The organism is Pseudoxanthobacter soli DSM 19599 (assembly GCF_900148505.1).
Classification (GTDB): Bacteria; Pseudomonadota; Alphaproteobacteria; order Rhizobiales; family Segnochrobactraceae; genus Pseudoxanthobacter; species Pseudoxanthobacter soli.
This window is the reverse complement of sequence record NZ_FRXO01000007.1, coordinates 117,778-133,302: the sequence shown is the minus strand read 5'-3', so window position 1 is coordinate 133,302 and position 15,525 is coordinate 117,778. Positions and strand designations below refer to the sequence as shown.

General features: G+C 69.0%; 14 protein-coding genes and 1 pseudogene. 13 read left to right on the top strand and 2 right to left on the bottom strand.

Translation table 11 applies throughout. The annotated features are described in order from the left end of the window. Positions 1-64 precede the first annotated feature (64 nt). From BUF17_RS16910 to BUF17_RS16860, 12 genes and pseudogenes are all read left to right on the top strand, one after another. On the top strand, positions 65-961 hold the full coding sequence (locus BUF17_RS16910; RefSeq protein ID WP_073630868.1) for a LysR family transcriptional regulator: 897 nt from the start codon (positions 65-67) through the stop codon (positions 959-961). A gap of 214 nt (positions 962-1,175) precedes the next feature. Further along, a complete protein-coding gene (locus BUF17_RS16905) occupies positions 1,176-1,661 on the top strand; it encodes a RidA family protein (RefSeq protein WP_073630866.1) in 486 nt (161 codons plus the stop codon). Between the two features lie 128 nt (positions 1,662-1,789). Continuing rightward, positions 1,790-2,911, top strand: coding sequence for an ABC transporter substrate-binding protein (locus tag BUF17_RS16900; RefSeq protein ID WP_073630864.1), 1,122 nt, complete (start codon positions 1,790-1,792; stop codon positions 2,909-2,911). Positions 2,912-2,993: 82 nt separating this feature from the next. Next, positions 2,994-5,018, top strand: a complete 2,025-nt coding sequence (locus BUF17_RS16895; protein ID WP_073630862.1) for an ABC transporter permease — start codon at positions 2,994-2,996, stop codon at positions 5,016-5,018. Next, positions 5,015-5,558: pseudogene (locus BUF17_RS16890) on the top strand (ABC transporter ATP-binding protein); the annotation flags it as partial. The gene BUF17_RS16895 and the pseudogene BUF17_RS16890, both read left to right, overlap by 4 nt. 5 nt (positions 5,559-5,563) lie before the next feature. Continuing rightward, complete coding sequence (locus BUF17_RS23515) at positions 5,564-5,785, top strand: ABC transporter ATP-binding protein C-terminal domain-containing protein (RefSeq protein WP_428977661.1); 222 nt, start codon at positions 5,564-5,566, stop codon at positions 5,783-5,785. Then, positions 5,782-6,540 (top strand): ABC transporter ATP-binding protein, encoded by a 759-nt coding sequence (locus BUF17_RS16885; protein ID WP_244530928.1) that lies wholly within the window; start codon positions 5,782-5,784, stop codon positions 6,538-6,540. Before BUF17_RS23515 ends, BUF17_RS16885 begins: the two co-directional genes overlap by 4 nt. Next, positions 6,537-7,496, top strand: a complete 960-nt coding sequence (locus BUF17_RS16880) for an arginase family protein (protein WP_244530927.1) — start codon at positions 6,537-6,539, stop codon at positions 7,494-7,496. The genes BUF17_RS16885 and BUF17_RS16880 overlap by 4 nt, the downstream gene beginning before the upstream one ends. After that, the gene (locus tag BUF17_RS16875; RefSeq protein ID WP_073630858.1) at positions 7,493-8,641 is read left to right on the top strand and encodes an aromatic ring-hydroxylating oxygenase subunit alpha; all 1,149 of its coding nucleotides are present in this window, start codon (positions 7,493-7,495) and stop codon (positions 8,639-8,641) included. The genes BUF17_RS16880 and BUF17_RS16875 overlap by 4 nt, the downstream gene beginning before the upstream one ends. Beyond that, complete coding sequence (locus tag BUF17_RS16870) at positions 8,641-9,633, top strand: NAD(P)-dependent oxidoreductase (RefSeq protein ID WP_073630856.1); 993 nt, start codon at positions 8,641-8,643, stop codon at positions 9,631-9,633. Before BUF17_RS16875 ends, BUF17_RS16870 begins: the two co-directional genes overlap by 1 nt. Positions 9,634-9,695: 62 nt before the next feature. After that, positions 9,696-10,511 carry an amidohydrolase family protein gene (locus tag BUF17_RS16865; protein WP_175563723.1) on the top strand — a complete coding sequence of 272 codons (816 nt, stop codon included), beginning with the start codon at positions 9,696-9,698 and terminating at the stop codon, positions 10,509-10,511. A 62-nt stretch (positions 10,512-10,573) separates the two neighbouring features. Beyond that, positions 10,574-12,112 (top strand): gamma-glutamyltransferase family protein, encoded by a 1,539-nt coding sequence (locus BUF17_RS16860; RefSeq protein WP_073630972.1) that lies wholly within the window; start codon positions 10,574-10,576, stop codon positions 12,110-12,112. 64 nt (positions 12,113-12,176) lie between these two features. Here BUF17_RS16860 and BUF17_RS16855 read toward each other — a convergent pair whose 3' ends face one another. Next, the gene (locus BUF17_RS16855; RefSeq protein ID WP_073630854.1) at positions 12,177-13,142 is read right to left on the bottom strand and encodes an SDR family NAD(P)-dependent oxidoreductase; all 966 of its coding nucleotides are present in this window, start codon (positions 13,140-13,142) and stop codon (positions 12,177-12,179) included. A gap of 164 nt (positions 13,143-13,306) precedes the next feature. On the opposite strand from BUF17_RS16855, the gene BUF17_RS16850 reads away from it, so the two are divergent. Further along, on the top strand, positions 13,307-14,245 hold the full coding sequence (locus BUF17_RS16850) for an AraC family transcriptional regulator (protein WP_073630852.1): 939 nt from the start codon (positions 13,307-13,309) through the stop codon (positions 14,243-14,245). Positions 14,246-14,483: 238 nt separating this feature from the next. Here BUF17_RS16850 and BUF17_RS16845 read toward each other — a convergent pair whose 3' ends face one another. Further along, a complete protein-coding gene (locus BUF17_RS16845) occupies positions 14,484-15,512 on the bottom strand; it encodes an ABC transporter substrate-binding protein (protein WP_073630850.1) in 1,029 nt (342 codons plus the stop codon). Positions 15,513-15,525: the final 13 nt, after the last annotated feature.

Sequence of the window (15,525 nt, the reverse complement as noted above, 5' to 3'; positions counted from 1 at the left end):
GGCTCCCCGGCACCGTCGGCGCGTGCCGGCGGCACGCCGCGCCGCGCGGCGCCGGAAGGACGCCATGGATACCCGCCACCTCGAAGCCTTCCGCGCCGTCTACGAGAACGGCTCCATGAGTGCAGCTGCCGCCGTGCTGAAGAAGTCGCAGCCCGCCATCAGCAAGCTGATCGCGCGCCTCGAGGACGAGATCGGGCTCCAGCTGTTCCACCGCGCCCACGGGCGGCTGGAGCCGACGCCGGAGGCCGCGACCTTCCTGATCTCCGTCAACCGCACCCTCGACGCGATGGAGCAGACGCTCTCGGTCTCGCGCAATCTCAAGGATCTCTCCTCGGCGACGCTGCTGATCGCAAGTCCACCAGGGCTTGCGACCTACGTGCTGCCGCCGGTGCTCGCCGAGGTGCTGCGGGCGAACCGCGGCGCGACGGCGCGCTTCATCACCCGCTCGTCCTATGCGGTGCGCGATCTCGGCGCGGTCGGCGCGTTCGATGTCGGCTTCTCGGAGCTGCCGATCGACATCCAGGTCGCCTCGCTCGAGCTGTTCGAGGTGCCGTGCATGTGCGTGATGCGGCCGGACCATCCGCTCGCGGGCGAGCGCTGCGTCGGTCCGCAGAAGATCGGCTCGCTGCCGTTCGTGACGCTGTTTCCCGAGCACATCACCCACATCGCCGCCGCCGAGGCGTTCTTCAACGCCAACGTGCCGTGGAACGTGGTGGCGGAGGTGGAGTTCTTCGGTTCGGCCTGCATGCTGGTGCAGGAGACCGGGGCGCTGACGTTGGTCGACCCCTCGACCGCCCGCCACTTCGCCGCCGCGGGCCTCGTCGCGGTGCCGTTCGCGCCAACGATCCCCTACCGCTTCGGCATGTTCCGGCCGAGCATCCGGCCGCCGGCCCGCATTGCCGTCGATTTCATGGACCGCTTCCGCCGTGCAATCGCCCGGGATGTCGCCGACGCGCGCTAACGCGAGCGGCACGGACGCCGCGCAAACGCACAAAGAAAAGGCAGCGCGGCGGCGTGCGGGCTTTTCCGGCATCCGGCTGGCTTTTGACACCGTTCAAAATGCCATCTCTATAACGCAGGGTTATGGCTTTCCCGCTTGTTCGGATTTGACGCCTTGCGCCGCCGGGACGACCATTCCCCGAAATCCGGCGCTTTCAGCCGGGTGGGAGCAGGACATGTCGGCCAGCAAGCGCGTTGCGGACCTTGGATTGAAGCTGCCGTCGGCCGGCGGCGGCGACGACTATTACGGCAAGATCTACGGCAAGATGAAGCCGCATTACCTGAGCGACCGGCTGTTGTTCCTGTCCGGCCAGACGGCCGGCATCGCGGACGGCAAGGTGCTCTATCCCGGGCGGCTCGGCCGCGACCTGACGGTCGAAGAAGGCTATCAGGCCGCCCGCCTGACCGGCCTCAACTGCCTCAGCTGCATCATCGATGCGGTCGGCGATCTCGACCGCGTCACCGGCCTCGTCCGCTCGCTCAACTTCATCGCCTGCGATCCCGCCTTCACCGAGCCGCACAAGGTCGCGAGCGGCCTGACGGACCTGTTCGAGGAGGTGTTCGGGCCGGAGATCGGCGTCGGCCCGCGCGCAGCGATCGGCGTGATGTCGCTCGCCGACGACTATTGCTTCGAGACCTGGGTCACGGTGGAGATCCGCTGACCCAACGCCTGCCAGGTCGGCCGGCGGCATGCCGGACGGCTGGAGACACCTTCCGAAACGATAGACCGGCAAACGGTCATGTTCTTCCCGCCGGCGCAGAGCGCGCGGCCCTTCCGAGGGGATCTGAAATGAAGAAACGCCTTGCCGCGGCCGCCTTCGGGATCGGCCTCATGCTCGCTCCCGCCAGCGCCTATTGCGCGGAGGACATCACCATCGGCTTCACCGCCGCCCTGTCCGGCGACTTCGCCGCGTTCGGGCTCAACATGCGCAAGGGCCTCGACCTCGCTGTCGACGCGCTCAACAAGAAGGGCGGAGCCACCTACAAGATCGACGCGGTCGACGATCGCGGCGAGGCGCGGGAAGGCGTGCTGATCGCCCAGCGGTTCTGCTCCGATGCCGCCGTAGACGTGGTGATGGGCTATTCGTTCTCGTCCATCGCGCTCGCGGCGGTGCCGGTGTTCAACGACTGCAAGCTGCCGGTGCTGGCATCGGCCGTCACCAGCCCGCAGCTTTCCAACGCCAGCCCCTATTTCCGCCGCAACGTGCTGACCGATGCCGTGCAGGGCAGCATGATGGGCAGCTATGCCGCCAAGACGCTGGGGCTCAGCAACATCTACGTGCTCGAGCAGCAGGACGATTACGGCATCGGCGTCGCCGACGCCTTCATCGCCGCCGCCGAGAAGGACGGAGCCAAGATCCTCGGCAACGAATCCTACCTGCTCGGCACCAAGGAATTCCGCACGCTGCTCACCAAGGTGCGCGCCGCCAAGCCGGATGCGATCTTCATCGGCGGCTTCTATACCGAGGCCGCCAAGATCGCCCAGCAGGCCCGCGCCCTCGGCATCAAGGCGCAGATCCTCAGCACCGACGGCGCGCTCAACGTGGAGCTGATGAAGCTCGGCGGTCCGGCGGTCGAAGGCATGATCGTCTACGGCATGTTCGATCCATCGGTCGCCACGCCCGCCACCGAGGCCTTCCTCACCGCCTATCGCGCGGCCTATCATGAGGATCCGAGCGCCTGGGCCGCCCTCGGCTACGATGCCGGCATGACCCTCGGCGCCGCCGTCGATCTCGCGGCCAAAAGCGGCCCGGTGACGCGGGAGAGCCTCAACAAGGCGTTCGGCGAGATCAAGGACGTGCCGGGCGTGACCGGGCCGACGACCTTCGCGGCGAGCGGCGACCGCACCGGAACGCTCTATTTCCTGACGGTCGAGAACGGCAAGTTCAAACTCGCGCCGAAGCAGCCCTGACGCCGCTCCCCGGTTCCGGCGCGCCGCTCCGCCGGAACCGGTCTTCCCCCCGCGAGGCGGCCGCTCCGAACCGGCGTCGAGAATGGATTATTTCGGTCAGTTGCTGGCGAACGGGCTCGTCCTCGGCGCGATCTATGCCCTCACGGCGGTCGCGTTCACGCTCGTCTACGGCGTGGTGCGGCTCGTGAACTTCGCTTTCGGCGAACTGTTCATGGTGGGCGCTTTCGTCACCGTGTCGCTGATGCAGGATGAGGTGAAGCTCGTCGGCGTCACGGTGCCGATGCCGGCGCTGCCGTTCCCGGTCGCCGCGCTCGGCGCGATCCTCGTCACCGCGCTCCTCGGCGTGGTCGTCGACCGCATCGCCTACCGTCCGCTCCGCAATGCCCCCCGCCTGGCCCCGCTCATCACGTCCATCGCCGTGTCGGTGGTGCTGCAGAGCCTGGCCCAGACAATATGGGGGGCGGAGGAACTGCCGTTCCCGACTTTCGGACTGTCGGACTTTCCGCCCATCGTGCTGTTCGACGAAATCTACCTGAGCGTGATGGACCTCGTCGTGATGGCGACGGCCGTCGTCGCCATGATCGGACTGACGCTGTTCGTCTCCTGCACCCGTCTCGGCCGCGCGATGCGGGCGAGCGCGGAGGACCAGACCGCGGCGCGGCTCGTGGGCGTGCCCGTCAACCGCGTGGTCGGGGCGGCCTTCGCCATCGGCTCCGGGTTCGCCGCGCTCGCCGGCCTGCTCTATGCTCAGAGCTACGGCTTCGCCCACGCCACCATGGGCTTCCTGCCTGGCCTCAAGGCGCTGACGGCCGCCGTGCTCGGCGGCATTGGCAGCATTCCCGGCGCCGCCCTCGGCGGTGTCGTGCTCGGCCTCGTCGAAGCGCTCGGCGCCGGCTACCTGCCGAACGGCTCGGCCTACAAGGACGCCATCAGCTTCGTGCTCTTGGTTCTGCTGCTCTATGTCAGGCCGCAGGGTCTGCTCGGGCGCCCCGAACTCAACTCGGCCGGGCGCGGCAGCCTGCTCGGCGGCGCCGGAGCGCTCGGCCCGCTCTGGGTGCGCGCGATGTTCGAGAAGGTCGACGGCGCGCTTGGCCGCCTCGGCCATGCCGGGGCCCCCGTGGCCGTCGGCGCGCTGGTCGTCGCCGTGGCGGTCGGGGCGCTGCTGCCGTCCGATTACTGGCTGCGCATTCTCACCGTCGTGGTGATCTACGGCATGCTCGCGAGCGGCCTCAACGTGATCGTCGGCTTCGCCGGCCTCCTCGATCTCGGCTTCGTCGCCTTCTGGGCGGTCGGCTCCTACCTCACCTCCATCCTGTTCGTGCTGGTGCTGCGCGGTACCTTCGGCATCGAGCCGCAGGAGGTCTGGTGGCTGCTCTATCTCAACCTGCCGGTCGGCGGGCTGCTCGCGGCGCTGCTCGCGGTCGTGCTCGGCACGCCGACGCTGCGGCTCAGGGGCGACTATCTCGCCATCATGACGCTCGGTTTCGGCGAGATCGTGCGCATCGTCGCCATCAACTGGGTCGGCCTCACCCGCGGGCCGATGGGCATCCGCGGCATCCCGAGCCCGAACCTGTTCGGCTACCCGCTCGGCTCGGCCCGCGCGCAGTTCTTCGTGGCCGTCGTGCTCGCGGCCATCGTGCTGTTCGCCATCGCCAAGCTGGTGCGTTCCTATGTCGGCCGCGCCTGGGTGGCGATCCGCGAGGACGAGGAGGCGGCGGAGGCCATGGGCGTGCCGACCGCGCGCTACAAGCTCTATGCCTATGCGGCGAGCGGCTTCATCGGCGGCTTCGTCGGCGTGTTCTATGCGCACTATCAGCAATATATCAGCCCGCTGAACTTCTCCCTGTTCGAGAACATCATCATCCTGATGCTGATCGTGCTCGGCGGGCTCGGCACCTTCATCGGCCCGATGGTCGGCGCCGTGATCTGGATCGTCTTCCTGCAGGTCGCGATCGACATCCCCTTCGTGCAGGCCTACCCGGAAACGCGCTTCGCCCTGCTTGGCGTCATCCTGATCGCGCTGATGCTGTTCCGTCCGCAGGGGCTCGCCGCCGGCGCCCGGGTGCGCCTCCTGATGGCCGGTGCGGACCGGAGGACGGCGCGATGACGGCCATCCTCTCGGCGGAAGCCATCACCGTCCGGTTCGGCGGCCTGGAGGCGATCTCGGGTTTCGACCTCGCCGTGGAACGCGGTGCGATCCATGGGTTGATCGGCCCGAACGGCGCCGGCAAGACCACGCTCCTCAACGTGCTGACCGGCTTCGTGCGCCCGGCGGCCGGTCGCCTCATGCTCGACGGCGAGGACATCGCGGGCAGGGGCGTCAATGGCATCGCGGCGAGCGGGCTCGCCCGCACGTTCCAGAACCTCCGCCTGTTCGGCTCGATGACGGTGCTGGAAAGCGTGCTGGTCGGCGCCCACCGCAAGTTCCGCGCCTCTCCGCTCGCCCTCGTGCTCGGCCTGCGCTCCGCACGCGCGGCGGAACAGGCGATGGTGGAGCGCGCCTACGGACTGCTCGATTTCGTCGGCCTCGGCAGCGATGCGGCCGACCGGGTCGCGACCACGCTTTCCTATGGCCATCAGCGCCGGGTGGAGATCGCCCGCGCGCTCATGTCGGATCCGAAGGTGCTGCTGCTCGACGAGCCGCTCGCCGGCATGAACGCGCTCGAGAAGACCGAGATCGCGGACCTCGTTCGCGTGGTGCGCGGCAAGGGGATCACGGTGCTTCTGATCGAGCACGACATGCAGATCGTGCGCAGCCTGTGCGACCGTCTCACCGTGCTGAACTACGGCAAGCGCCTCGCCGACGGCGACCCGGAGGCCGTGCTCTCGGACCCCGCCGTCCAGGCCGCCTATCTGGGGAGGGCGCGGACATGAGCGCCGTGGAGATGCCGCGCTTCGAGGGCGCCCGCGAGGTCGAACCGCTGCTGGAGATCACGGGCCTGCGGGTGACCTACGGGCGCATCGCAGCAGTCGACGGCGTCGACATCAAGATCGAGCCCGGCCGCATCGTCAGCCTCGTCGGCAGCAACGGCGCGGGCAAGACCACGACGCTCGCCGCGCTTTCCGGGCTGCTGCCGCTCGCGGGCGGATCGATCCGCTTTGCGGGAGAGGACATCACCGGCCTCGCGGCGGAACTGCGCGTCGGGCGCGGCATTGCCCATGTGCCGGAGCGGCGGCGGGTGTTCGCCGGCATGAGCGTGCGCGAGAACCTCCTGCTCGGCGGCTACATCCGCGACGACAAGGCGGACATCGAGCGCGACATCGAGGCCCTGACGGAGCTGTTCCCGATCCTCGGCAAGCGCATGCGCCAGCTTGCCGGCACCCTTTCCGGTGGCGAGCAGCAGATGCTCGCCATCGCCCGCGGGCTGATGTCCCGCCCCTCGCTCCTGGTGATGGACGAGCCCACCATGGGCCTCGCCCCGCAGATGATCGACGTCGTGCTCGATTCCATCCAGGAAATCCGCAACCGCGGCACCACGGTGCTGCTCGTCGAACAGAACGCGGTCGAGGCGATCCGCCTGTCGGACCACGTCTACGTCATGCGGCTCGGCCGCATCGTGCACGAGGACGTTGGCTCGCGGATCGACCCCGAGCGCGTGAAGGCGTTCTACATGGGAATCGAGGCATGAACGATACCGGCAACGGCCCGGCGCGTCCCAGGATGCGCCTCGGCACCTTCCTCGAGGTGCCGCAGGCGACCCATGCGAAGGCCGGCCAGATCGCCGTGATGGGGATGCCGTTCGATTGCGGCACCCACCCGACCCGCATCGGCTCGCGGCAGGGCCCGGCGGCGTTCCGTGCCGCCTCCTCCGAGGTGCGGCCGTTCTATCCGCCGCTCGCCGACGTCGATCCCCGCGCCAATGACGGCGTGGTCGATCTCGGCGACGTCGACGTTACGGCGTCCGACATCGAGCCCTCGCTCGCCGCGATGGAAGCGGCGGTGCACGACGTCGTCGCCGCCGACGCCGTGCCTCTCTGCGTCGGCGGCGACGGCACGGTGACGCTCCCGGTCCTGCGGGCGCTCGCACGGCGCTATCCCGAACTGGCGCTGATCCACATCGATGCCCACACCGACGCCTATCCGGGCGAGGACGTGAACACGGGCACCACCTTCACCCGCGCCGCGCGGGAGGGCCTCATCGACACCGCGCGCTCGTTCCACATCGGCGCGCGCGGCACCATGCCGGTGGCGGGCGCCTACGACCACACCCGCTCGCTCGGCTTCCGCCTCATCACCGGCGAAGACGTGCGCCGCCGCGGCGCCGCCGCGATCGCCGCCGAAGTGCGCGAAACCATCGGCAACCGGCCGGTGCACCTGTCGTTCGACATGGACTATTTCGATCCCTCGGCTGCGCCGGGCGTGGCGACCCCGACCTGGGGCGGACCGCCGGTGGCGGAGGCGTTCGACCTGCTGCACGGGCTTGTCGGCCTCGATTTCGTCGGTGTCGACATCAATACCTTGAGCCCGCCCCACGACGTTGCCGGCATGGCGGCGATGCTGGCCGGCCATGTCGCGGTCATCGCCCTGCACCTCGTCCAGCTCGGCCGCGCCGAGCACCGCCTGAACGGAGGCCAACAGCCATGAGCGCCCAAGTGACGCTGATGCCGCAGCCCTATGTCTGGTCCGAGCCGCCGCTGGGCGACGCCCGCAGCGCGCCGCCCCGCTTCTACACCGATCCGGAGATCTTCAAGGCCGAGGTGGAGCACATCCACCTCAAGACCTGGTTCTTCGCCGGCCGGGTCGACGAGATCGCGAAGCCGGGCGACTACCGGGCGATCGAGAGCGTCGGCGGCCCGGTGCTGCTGGTGCGCGGCGAGGACGGCATCCTGCGCGCGTTCGCCAATGTCTGCCGCCACCGCGCCTCGATCCTGCTGGAGGGCTGCGGCAACGCGAAGAACATCATCTGCCCCTATCACGCCTGGAACTACCGGCTCGACGGCGCGCTGGCGGGCGCTCCGGGGATGCGCGAGGTGCCGAAGTTCGAGAAGCCGCCCAACGGGCTGATCCCGATCCGGCTGGAGACCTGGGAAGGCGCGATCTTCCTCAACTACGACGACGGCGCGCCGGATCTGGCGTCCCATCTCGGCAACCTGCCCGACCTTCTCGGCAGCCACCGCTTCGGCGACATGGTGAAGACCTGGGGCATCGAGATCGAGGTCGCCTGCAACTGGAAGCTCCTGCTCGAAAACGCCATGGAGACCTACCACACCGGCATCGTCCATGCCGCGACGGTGGGCGCGCAGCGCTCGGTCAGCTTTCCGACCGCCGGGGAATGGCTGAGCATCCAGGTGCAGTCGTCCCGGTCGATCGCGGTGCTCGGCGAGGAACCGCCGTTCCCGCCCATCGAGGGCCTCGACGAGCAGGCCCGAAAGGGCACCTATTTCACGCTTGTTGAGCCGACAACGCAGTTCGCCTGCGCCCAGGACTGCATCTGGTGGCTGGCGGTGCGCCCCGTTTCCGTCGACCGCTCTGTGCTGTCGGTCGGCGGCTGCTTCCCGCGGCCCTGCACCGAGTATCCCGATTTCGACGTCCGCGCCGCGCCCTACTACAAGCGATGGGAAGCCGTGGCGCTGGAGGACGTCGGCATCCTCGAAAAGCAGCAGCGCGGGCTTTCCTCCGCGCTCGCCCGGCCCGGCCCGCTCTCCTGGCGCGACGACATGGTGCTCGCGATGAACCGCTGGGTGATGGCGCGGCTGCCGCCCGAAACCGTCGACAGGATCCACGAGTGATGCGCGTTCTCCTGACCCACAACCGCGATCTCCTGAAGCATTTCTATGCCCCGGCCGCCGTGGAGGCGCTGCGGGCGATGCCGGGGATCGAGCTCGTCATGAACGACAGCGATACGCCGCTGCGGGGCGACGCACTGGTGGACGCCGCGCGCGGCTGCGAGGTCGTGATCTCCGACCGCCTCGCCGCCGGGCCGCGCATGGTGATGGAACGGCTCGAAGGGGTGAAGCTGTTCACCCGCTGCGCCGTCGACATCCGCAACATCGACGTCGATGCGGCGTCCGACGCCAACATCCTCGTCTGCCGCTGTAGCTCCGGCTATGCCGATTCCGTCGGCGAGCACGCGATCGCGCTGATGCTCGATCTCGCCCGCGGCATCACCCGCGACGCGGAGCGCTACCATGCCGGCGAGGCGACGCACCCGATGGTGTTCGGCAGGCAGCTTGCCGGTGCCCATGTCGGCGTGATCGGCTACGGCTCCATCGGCCGGCGCATCGTCGATCTCGCGCTGGCGTTTCGGATGAAGGTCTCGGTCTACGATCCCTATGCGCGGATCGATCACGGCGCCGTGGTGCCGGTCGGCCTCGACGAGGTGTTGTCGCAGCCCGACTTCGTGGTCTGCGCCGCCTACGCGACGCCGGAGACCAACCGGATGATGAACGCCTCCGCCTTCGGGAAGATGCGCAAGGACGCCTATTTCATCAATATTTCCCGCGGCATCCTCGTCGACGAGGACGATCTCGAAGCGGCCTTGACGTCGCGCATCATCGCGGGTGCCGGCCTCGATGTCGGCGACGGCACCGACGAGCAGCCGTCGCTCAGGCTGGCGCGGCTGCCGAACGTGGTGGCGACGCCCCACAGCGCCGCCCTGATGCCGGAGCCGTCGGCGCACCAGGCGCTGGAGACGGTGGAGCAGGTGAAGGCCGTGCTCGCCGGCCGCCTGCCGATCCACGCCGTCAATCCGCACCGCGTGGCCGGGTGGGGCGCCCGGTGAGCGCGCTCATCCCCTCGCGCGCTCCGGCATTCCCGCTCCCGGCCGGCGCCTGCGATTGCCATATGCACGCCTACGGGCCGGAGGATATCTATCCGCCGGCGCCGCAATCGCCGTTCCCGCCGGTTGCAGGCGGCGACGTGGCACGCTATGCGCGGACACGCGACATCCTCGGGCTCAGCCGCGCGGTGGTGGTGCAGCCCTCGGTCTACGGCTTCGACAACCGCGCGACGCTCGACGCCATGGCGGCTCTCGGCGATGCCCGCGGCGTCGCCGTGGTGCCGCCGGACGTGTCGGAGGCCGAGCTTGCCCGGCTCACCGGCCTCGGCATCCGCGGCATCCGCTTCTTCATGATCGGCGGCGGCGTGCTCGGCTGGGACGCGCTGGAGACGCTCGCGGCGAAGACGGCGGCGTTCGGTTGGCATGTGCAGTTGCAGATGGACGGCCGCCAGCTTCACGAACAGGCCGACCGGCTCGCCAGCCTGCCGGGCCGGCTCGTGATCGACCACAACGGCAAGTTCCTCGAACCCGTCGGCATCGAGCATCCCGGGTTCGTGGCGCTGCGCCGTCTTCTCGACAACGGCCGCACCTGGGTGAAGACCTCCGGGGTCTACGAGACCTCGCGCAGCGCTCCGCCCGGCTACGACGACGTGGCGCTTCTCGCGCGCACGCTGATCGCCCACGCACCCGAACGCTGCCTGTTCGCGACGAACTGGCCCCACCCCTCCAAGCCCGGCAACCCGCCGGACGACGCGCTGCTCGTCGACCTGTTCGCCTCCTGGTGCGGCGAGGCGACGGTTGTGCGAAAGATCATGGTCGACAATCCCGCGATGCTCTACGGCTTCGCCCCCATCATCCCTTCCGAGGAGCCGCACCCGTGATATCGTGCCAGCGAACCGATTTCTTCGGGCCCGCCCGTCCTCCCGTGCTGGCGCGGGATGCGATGATCGCAACCTCCCACCCGCTCGCGACGGCCGCGGGGCTCGAGATCCTGAGCGCGGGCGGCAACGCGGTCGATGCCGCCATCGCGGCGGTCGCGACCCAGTGCGTGGTCGAGCCGCACATGACCGGCATCGGCGGCGACTGCTTCGTGCTCTACGCGCCGAAGGGCAAGCCGACCGTCGCGCTCAACGGCAGCGGCCGGGCGCCGGCCGCGGCGAGCGTCGCCAAACTGAAGGCCCTCGGGCTCGACGGCGAGATCCCGCGCACCAGCCCCCACGCCATCACGGTGCCCGGCGCGGTTTCGGCCTGGACGAAGCTTCACGGCGCGTACGGCACCCTGCCGCTCGACCGGCTGTTCGCGCGCGCCATCGACTATGCCGAGAACGGCTACCCGGTGACGCCGCGCGTCGCCTTCGACTGGGCGGACGACGCGGCGGTGCTGGCGCAGGATCCGGGCGCGGCGGCCTTCTTCCTGCCGGGCGGCAGGGCGCCGCGGGCCGGCGACCGCCATGCCCAGCCGCTGCTCGGCCAGCGCCTGCGCGAGATCGCCGCAAACGGCGCGGCCGCCTTCTACGAGGGCGCGACCGCAGCCTCGCTGGTGACCTATCTGAAAGGCCTCGGCGGCCTGCACACCGAGGAAGACTTCGCCGAGGGCCGTGACGCGGCCTTCTTCACGACGCCGATCTCGGCGGACTATCGCGGCTACACCGTGGAGGAATGTCCGCCGAACGGTCAGGGCCTCGCCGCGCTGATGCTGATGGGCATCCTCAGCGCGTTCGATCTTGGGCCGGACGTTCCGCTCGCCGACCGCGTCCACATCCACGCCGAGGCGACCAAGCTCGTCTACCACAACCGCAACGCCCTCCTCGCCGATCCGGCGGCGATGACGGTCGCGGTCCAGGACCTGCTCGCGCCCGAAACCGCCCGCCGGCTTGCCGCGCACATCGACCCGAAGCGCGCGCGTCCGCCGGTGATGTGGGACGAGCCGGAGCACAAGGACACCGTCTATCTCTGCGTCGTCGACCGCGACGGCAACATGATCTCGTTCATCAACTCGATCTTCCACTCGTTCGGCTCGACCCGCATCGACCCGGCGACGGGGGTGATGCTGCACAGCCGCGGCAACTCGTTCCGCCTGATCGAGGGCCATCCGAACGCCATCGGCCCGCGCAAGCGGCCGATGCACACCATCATTCCCGGCCTGCTGCGCAAGGACGGCACCGCCTGCGGCGTGTTCGGCGTCATGGGCGGGCAGTACCAGGCCGCCGGTCATGCCGGCCTTCTCTCGGGCCTGTTCGACCGCGGGCTCGATCCGCAGGCGGCCTTGGACGCCCCGCGCTCGTTCGCGTTCAACGGCACGCTGGAGATGGAAGCCGGCTATCCGGATGCGGTGCTGGAAGACCTAACCGACCGTGGCCATGCGGTCGTGCGTGCCGTCGAGCCGCTCGGCGGCGGCCAGCTCATCCTCGCGGACGCGGAGCGCGGCTGCCTGGTCGCCGGCTCCGACATCCGCAAGGACGGCTGCGCCCTCGGATTCTGAGGACCCGCGAAGAACCCGACGGCCCGGGGCGATATCGGCCCGGGCCGCCGCCGCGGAACGCGGGTCAGAACCGCTCGCCGACGAGTTCCTCGCTCTTGCGCCAAAGCGCCTCGGCGCGGTCCGCATCGATGGCATAGGGGCGCACACCGCCGCGGATGCCCTCGCCGTCCTGCACCTCGGCAACGTGGCAATCCTCGCAATAGCGCCCGCCGATCGCGTCGGCATCGGCCACCGCCGCTGCCCACACCGAGGTCGCGGCACCCTGCGGGATCGTCTTGAACACGAACGGCGGCAGGCCCGCCGCGGCGTGGGCCGCGTTGATGGACCCGATCAGCGCCTCCTCGTCGGCCGCGGTCATGTAACGGCTGAGTTCGGTGCGGATGCCGCCCGGATGCACCGCCGTGGCCCGGACGCCGCGGGCGCGGTGCCTGAGGTCGAACGCCACCGCGAACAGCGCATTGGCCGTCTTGGAGCGGCCGTAGGCGACCCACGGGTCGTAGGCGGTGCGCTCGAAGTTCGGATCGTCGAGGTCGACATCGGCGAAACGGTGCCCTGCGGACGACAGGTTCACGAGCCGCCCGCCCTCGCCGAGAAGCCCGGCGATCCGGTTCACCAGCACGAAGTGACCGAGGTGGTTGGTGCCGAACTGGGTTTCGAATCCGTCGGCGGTCCGGCCGAACGGCGGCGCCATGACGCCGGCATTGGCGATGACGATGTCGAACGGTCGGGCGTCCTCGACCAGCCGGTCCGCGCAGGCGCGCACGCTGGCGAGGGAGGCGAGATCGAGCTCGACCAGATCGAATGTGGTGTCGTTCGTCCGGGCGGCCTCGCGCACGCCCGCCGTCGCCCTTTCCGCCTTGGCAAGGTCGCGGGCCGCACCGACCACATTCGCGCCGTGCGCCACCAGAACCCTGGCCGTCTCGACACCGAGGCCAGCCGAGGTCCCCGTCACCAGGATGCGCTTGCCACGAAGGTCGACGCCGGCGAGCACCTCGTCCGTGGTCGACGTCGCACCGAAAACATGTGTCATGATGTGTTCCTGATCGCTTGAAGCAGAGCGGCGATGCCGCGCCCTGTCCAATATGGTCGGCGGCTTGCCCCGGCGAACGCCCGATCGTATCAACGTCTTGCCTGATCCTATCGCGGCCTTGTCGCGACCTTGCGGCGGAAGCCGGAAAGGACGATCTCACCGCCATGCAGGACCTGCCCAACCCCAATCCGCCCGAACGCGATCAGCTGGAACGCGATCTGCTCGAGCGCATGTGCCGGCGCATCGCGCGCCATACCGACGGAATGCGGCTGGAGACGCCGGTGCCGCGTGTCGGAATCGGGATTGCCCGGCAGCACAGCACGCCGGTGACGACGCTCTACGAACCGATGATCTGCGTGGTGCTGCAAGGCGCCAAGCAGGTGCTGATCGGCGACCGCGTGCTGCACTATGGCACCGGGAGCTGCTTCGTCGCCTCGCTCGAACTGCCGGCCACCGGATGTGTGATCGAGGCGACGCGGGACGAGCCTTATGTGGTCGCGAGCCTCGCTCTCGACCGGGAGGCGCTGACGGACCTGCTCGCGGAACTGCCGCCTGCGCCGCCCACCGAGCCGGTCGCCGGCTTCGCCGTGGCGCCGGTCACGACCGGGCTGCTGCAAGCCTGGGACAGCCTGCTCGCGCTGCTGGACACGCCGGAGGACATCGCCTTCCTCGCGCCGTCACGCGAGCGGGAGGTGCTCTACCGCCTGCTGCAGGGGGCGCACGGCCCGATGCTGAGGCAGATCGGGCGCGAGGACAGCCGCCTGTCGCAGGTACGCCGTGCGATCAGCTGGATCCGCCGCAATTTCGACCAGACACTCAGGACGGAGACCTTGGCCGCGATCGCCGGCATGAGCGTGCCGTCCTTCCACCGCCACTTCAAGGCGGCCACCGCGATGAGCCCGCTGCAATATCAGAAGACGCTGCGCCTTCAGGCCGCGCGGCGCCTGCTAACGACCAGCACCGACGCGGCGCGCACCGCCTATGCAGTCGGCTACGAAAGCGCGTCCCAGTTCAGCCGCGAATATGCACGCCTGTTCGGGGCGCCGCCCGCGCGCGACGCCGAACGCCTGCGCGCCGCCTCGCAGGACGGGAGCACCCTCTGATTTTCCGCCGTCCCGCGGACGTTCGACGGGTGGCGATCGAGGCGCCGTGATCCGATCGGCGTGGAGCGCTTTCTTATCGCTCAGATCAGTTCGATCTGAACGGGTTATGCTCTAGCGACGGAATAGCAAGAAGGCGCCCGTTCGCGGGATGTCCGCGCGGGCGCCTTCCGGTTGTCGCATCTAGACCGTTGCCGGCGGGTGCTCGGTCAGCGCTCTCCGCGCTTTGCGACGATGCCCGTCAGCGGCGCACAGGAGCGGCGGCGTCGACGAACTCGTTCGTGAAGCCGGTGGTGGCGCTGGCGGTCGCCGGCAAGCCGCCTTCCTTCTGAAGCATTTTCACGGTGGCAGACCACTGTTCCGGCGAAATCCAGCCCATGCCGTGGGCCTTGGTGTTGTCGGTGAAGAAGGAATGGGCGATGTCGAACTTCAGTTCCTCAAGCAGGACATCTTCCTTGCCCTTGTATTCCGGATTGGCCTTGACGATATCCGCCACCGCTTCTTCGGGATGATCGGCGGTGTAGGCCATCGCTTCCAGATAACCCTTGATGAAGCGCTTGACGAGATCCGGGTTCTCCTTGATCAGCTTGTCCGAGGCCAGCAGCCCGGAGCCGAACGCGACATAGCCGTAGTCCGCGCCCTGCAGGATCGAAAGCGAGCCCGGGCCTCCCGTCTTCGCTTCCAGTTCCGGAACCTCGGCATCGATATAGCCGGGGATCGCGTCGACGCGGCCCATGACGAGATAGTTCTCGTAGGGCGGAGAGACGGTGTTCTGCTTGATGTCGTCGAGCGACATGCCGTTCTGGGCGAGGAAGGTCTTCAGAAAGATATAGGCCGAGCCGGCCGCGGGGCTGACGCCGACCTGGAGTCCTTTCAGGTCGGACGGCTTCTCGAGCGGGTGCTTGTCCTTGATGGAGATCATCGCCAGCGTGCTGCGCTGGTTGATCACGGCGATGGAGGTGACCGGAATGCCCTGGGTCAGCCCGGTCATCAGGGTCGGAACGTCGGCGAAGCCGAACGTGGCATTGCCGTTGGCGACGATCCGCAGCGCGTTGGCCGAGCCGCTGCCCTTGTGCACCTCGGTCAGGTTGATGCCGTTCTCCGCGAAGAAGCCCTTCTGCTGGCCGACGAAGAACATGGCATGGGCGCCGCGCACCACCCAGTCGAGCTGGACGGTGACGTCATCCGCCGCCGAGGCGGCACCGGAGAAACTCATGGCGCCCGCAAGAAGCGCACCCACGACGGCAAGACGATATCCGAATTTTCTCATGTTCCCGCTCTCG

Bases quoted from the DNA above. Each gene is read 5' to 3' on its own strand.
- BUF17_RS16910 (WP_073630868.1), top strand. From the start codon at position 65: ATGGATACCCGCCACCTCGAAGCCTTCCGCGCCGTCTACGAGAACGGC.
- BUF17_RS16905 (WP_073630866.1), top strand. From the start codon at position 1,176: ATGTCGGCCAGCAAGCGCGTTGCGGACCTTGGATTGAAGCTGCCGTCG.
- BUF17_RS16900 (WP_073630864.1), top strand. From the start codon at position 1,790: ATGAAGAAACGCCTTGCCGCGGCCGCCTTCGGGATCGGCCTCATGCTC.
- BUF17_RS16895 (WP_073630862.1), top strand. From the start codon at position 2,994: ATGGATTATTTCGGTCAGTTGCTGGCGAACGGGCTCGTCCTCGGCGCG.
- BUF17_RS23515 (WP_428977661.1), top strand. From the start codon at position 5,564: ATGAACGCGCTCGAGAAGACCGAGATCGCGGACCTCGTTCGCGTGGTG.
- BUF17_RS16885 (WP_244530928.1), top strand. From the start codon at position 5,782: ATGAGCGCCGTGGAGATGCCGCGCTTCGAGGGCGCCCGCGAGGTCGAA.
- BUF17_RS16880 (WP_244530927.1), top strand. From the start codon at position 6,537: ATGAACGATACCGGCAACGGCCCGGCGCGTCCCAGGATGCGCCTCGGC.
- BUF17_RS16875 (WP_073630858.1), top strand. From the start codon at position 7,493: ATGAGCGCCCAAGTGACGCTGATGCCGCAGCCCTATGTCTGGTCCGAG.
- BUF17_RS16870 (WP_073630856.1), top strand. From the start codon at position 8,641: ATGCGCGTTCTCCTGACCCACAACCGCGATCTCCTGAAGCATTTCTAT.
- BUF17_RS16865 (WP_175563723.1), top strand. From the start codon at position 9,696: ATGCACGCCTACGGGCCGGAGGATATCTATCCGCCGGCGCCGCAATCG.
- BUF17_RS16860 (WP_073630972.1), top strand. From the start codon at position 10,574: ATGATCGCAACCTCCCACCCGCTCGCGACGGCCGCGGGGCTCGAGATC.
- BUF17_RS16855 (WP_073630854.1), bottom strand. From the start codon at position 13,142: ATGACACATGTTTTCGGTGCGACGTCGACCACGGACGAGGTGCTCGCC.
- BUF17_RS16850 (WP_073630852.1), top strand. From the start codon at position 13,307: ATGCAGGACCTGCCCAACCCCAATCCGCCCGAACGCGATCAGCTGGAA.
- BUF17_RS16845 (WP_073630850.1), bottom strand. From the start codon at position 15,512: ATGAGAAAATTCGGATATCGTCTTGCCGTCGTGGGTGCGCTTCTTGCG.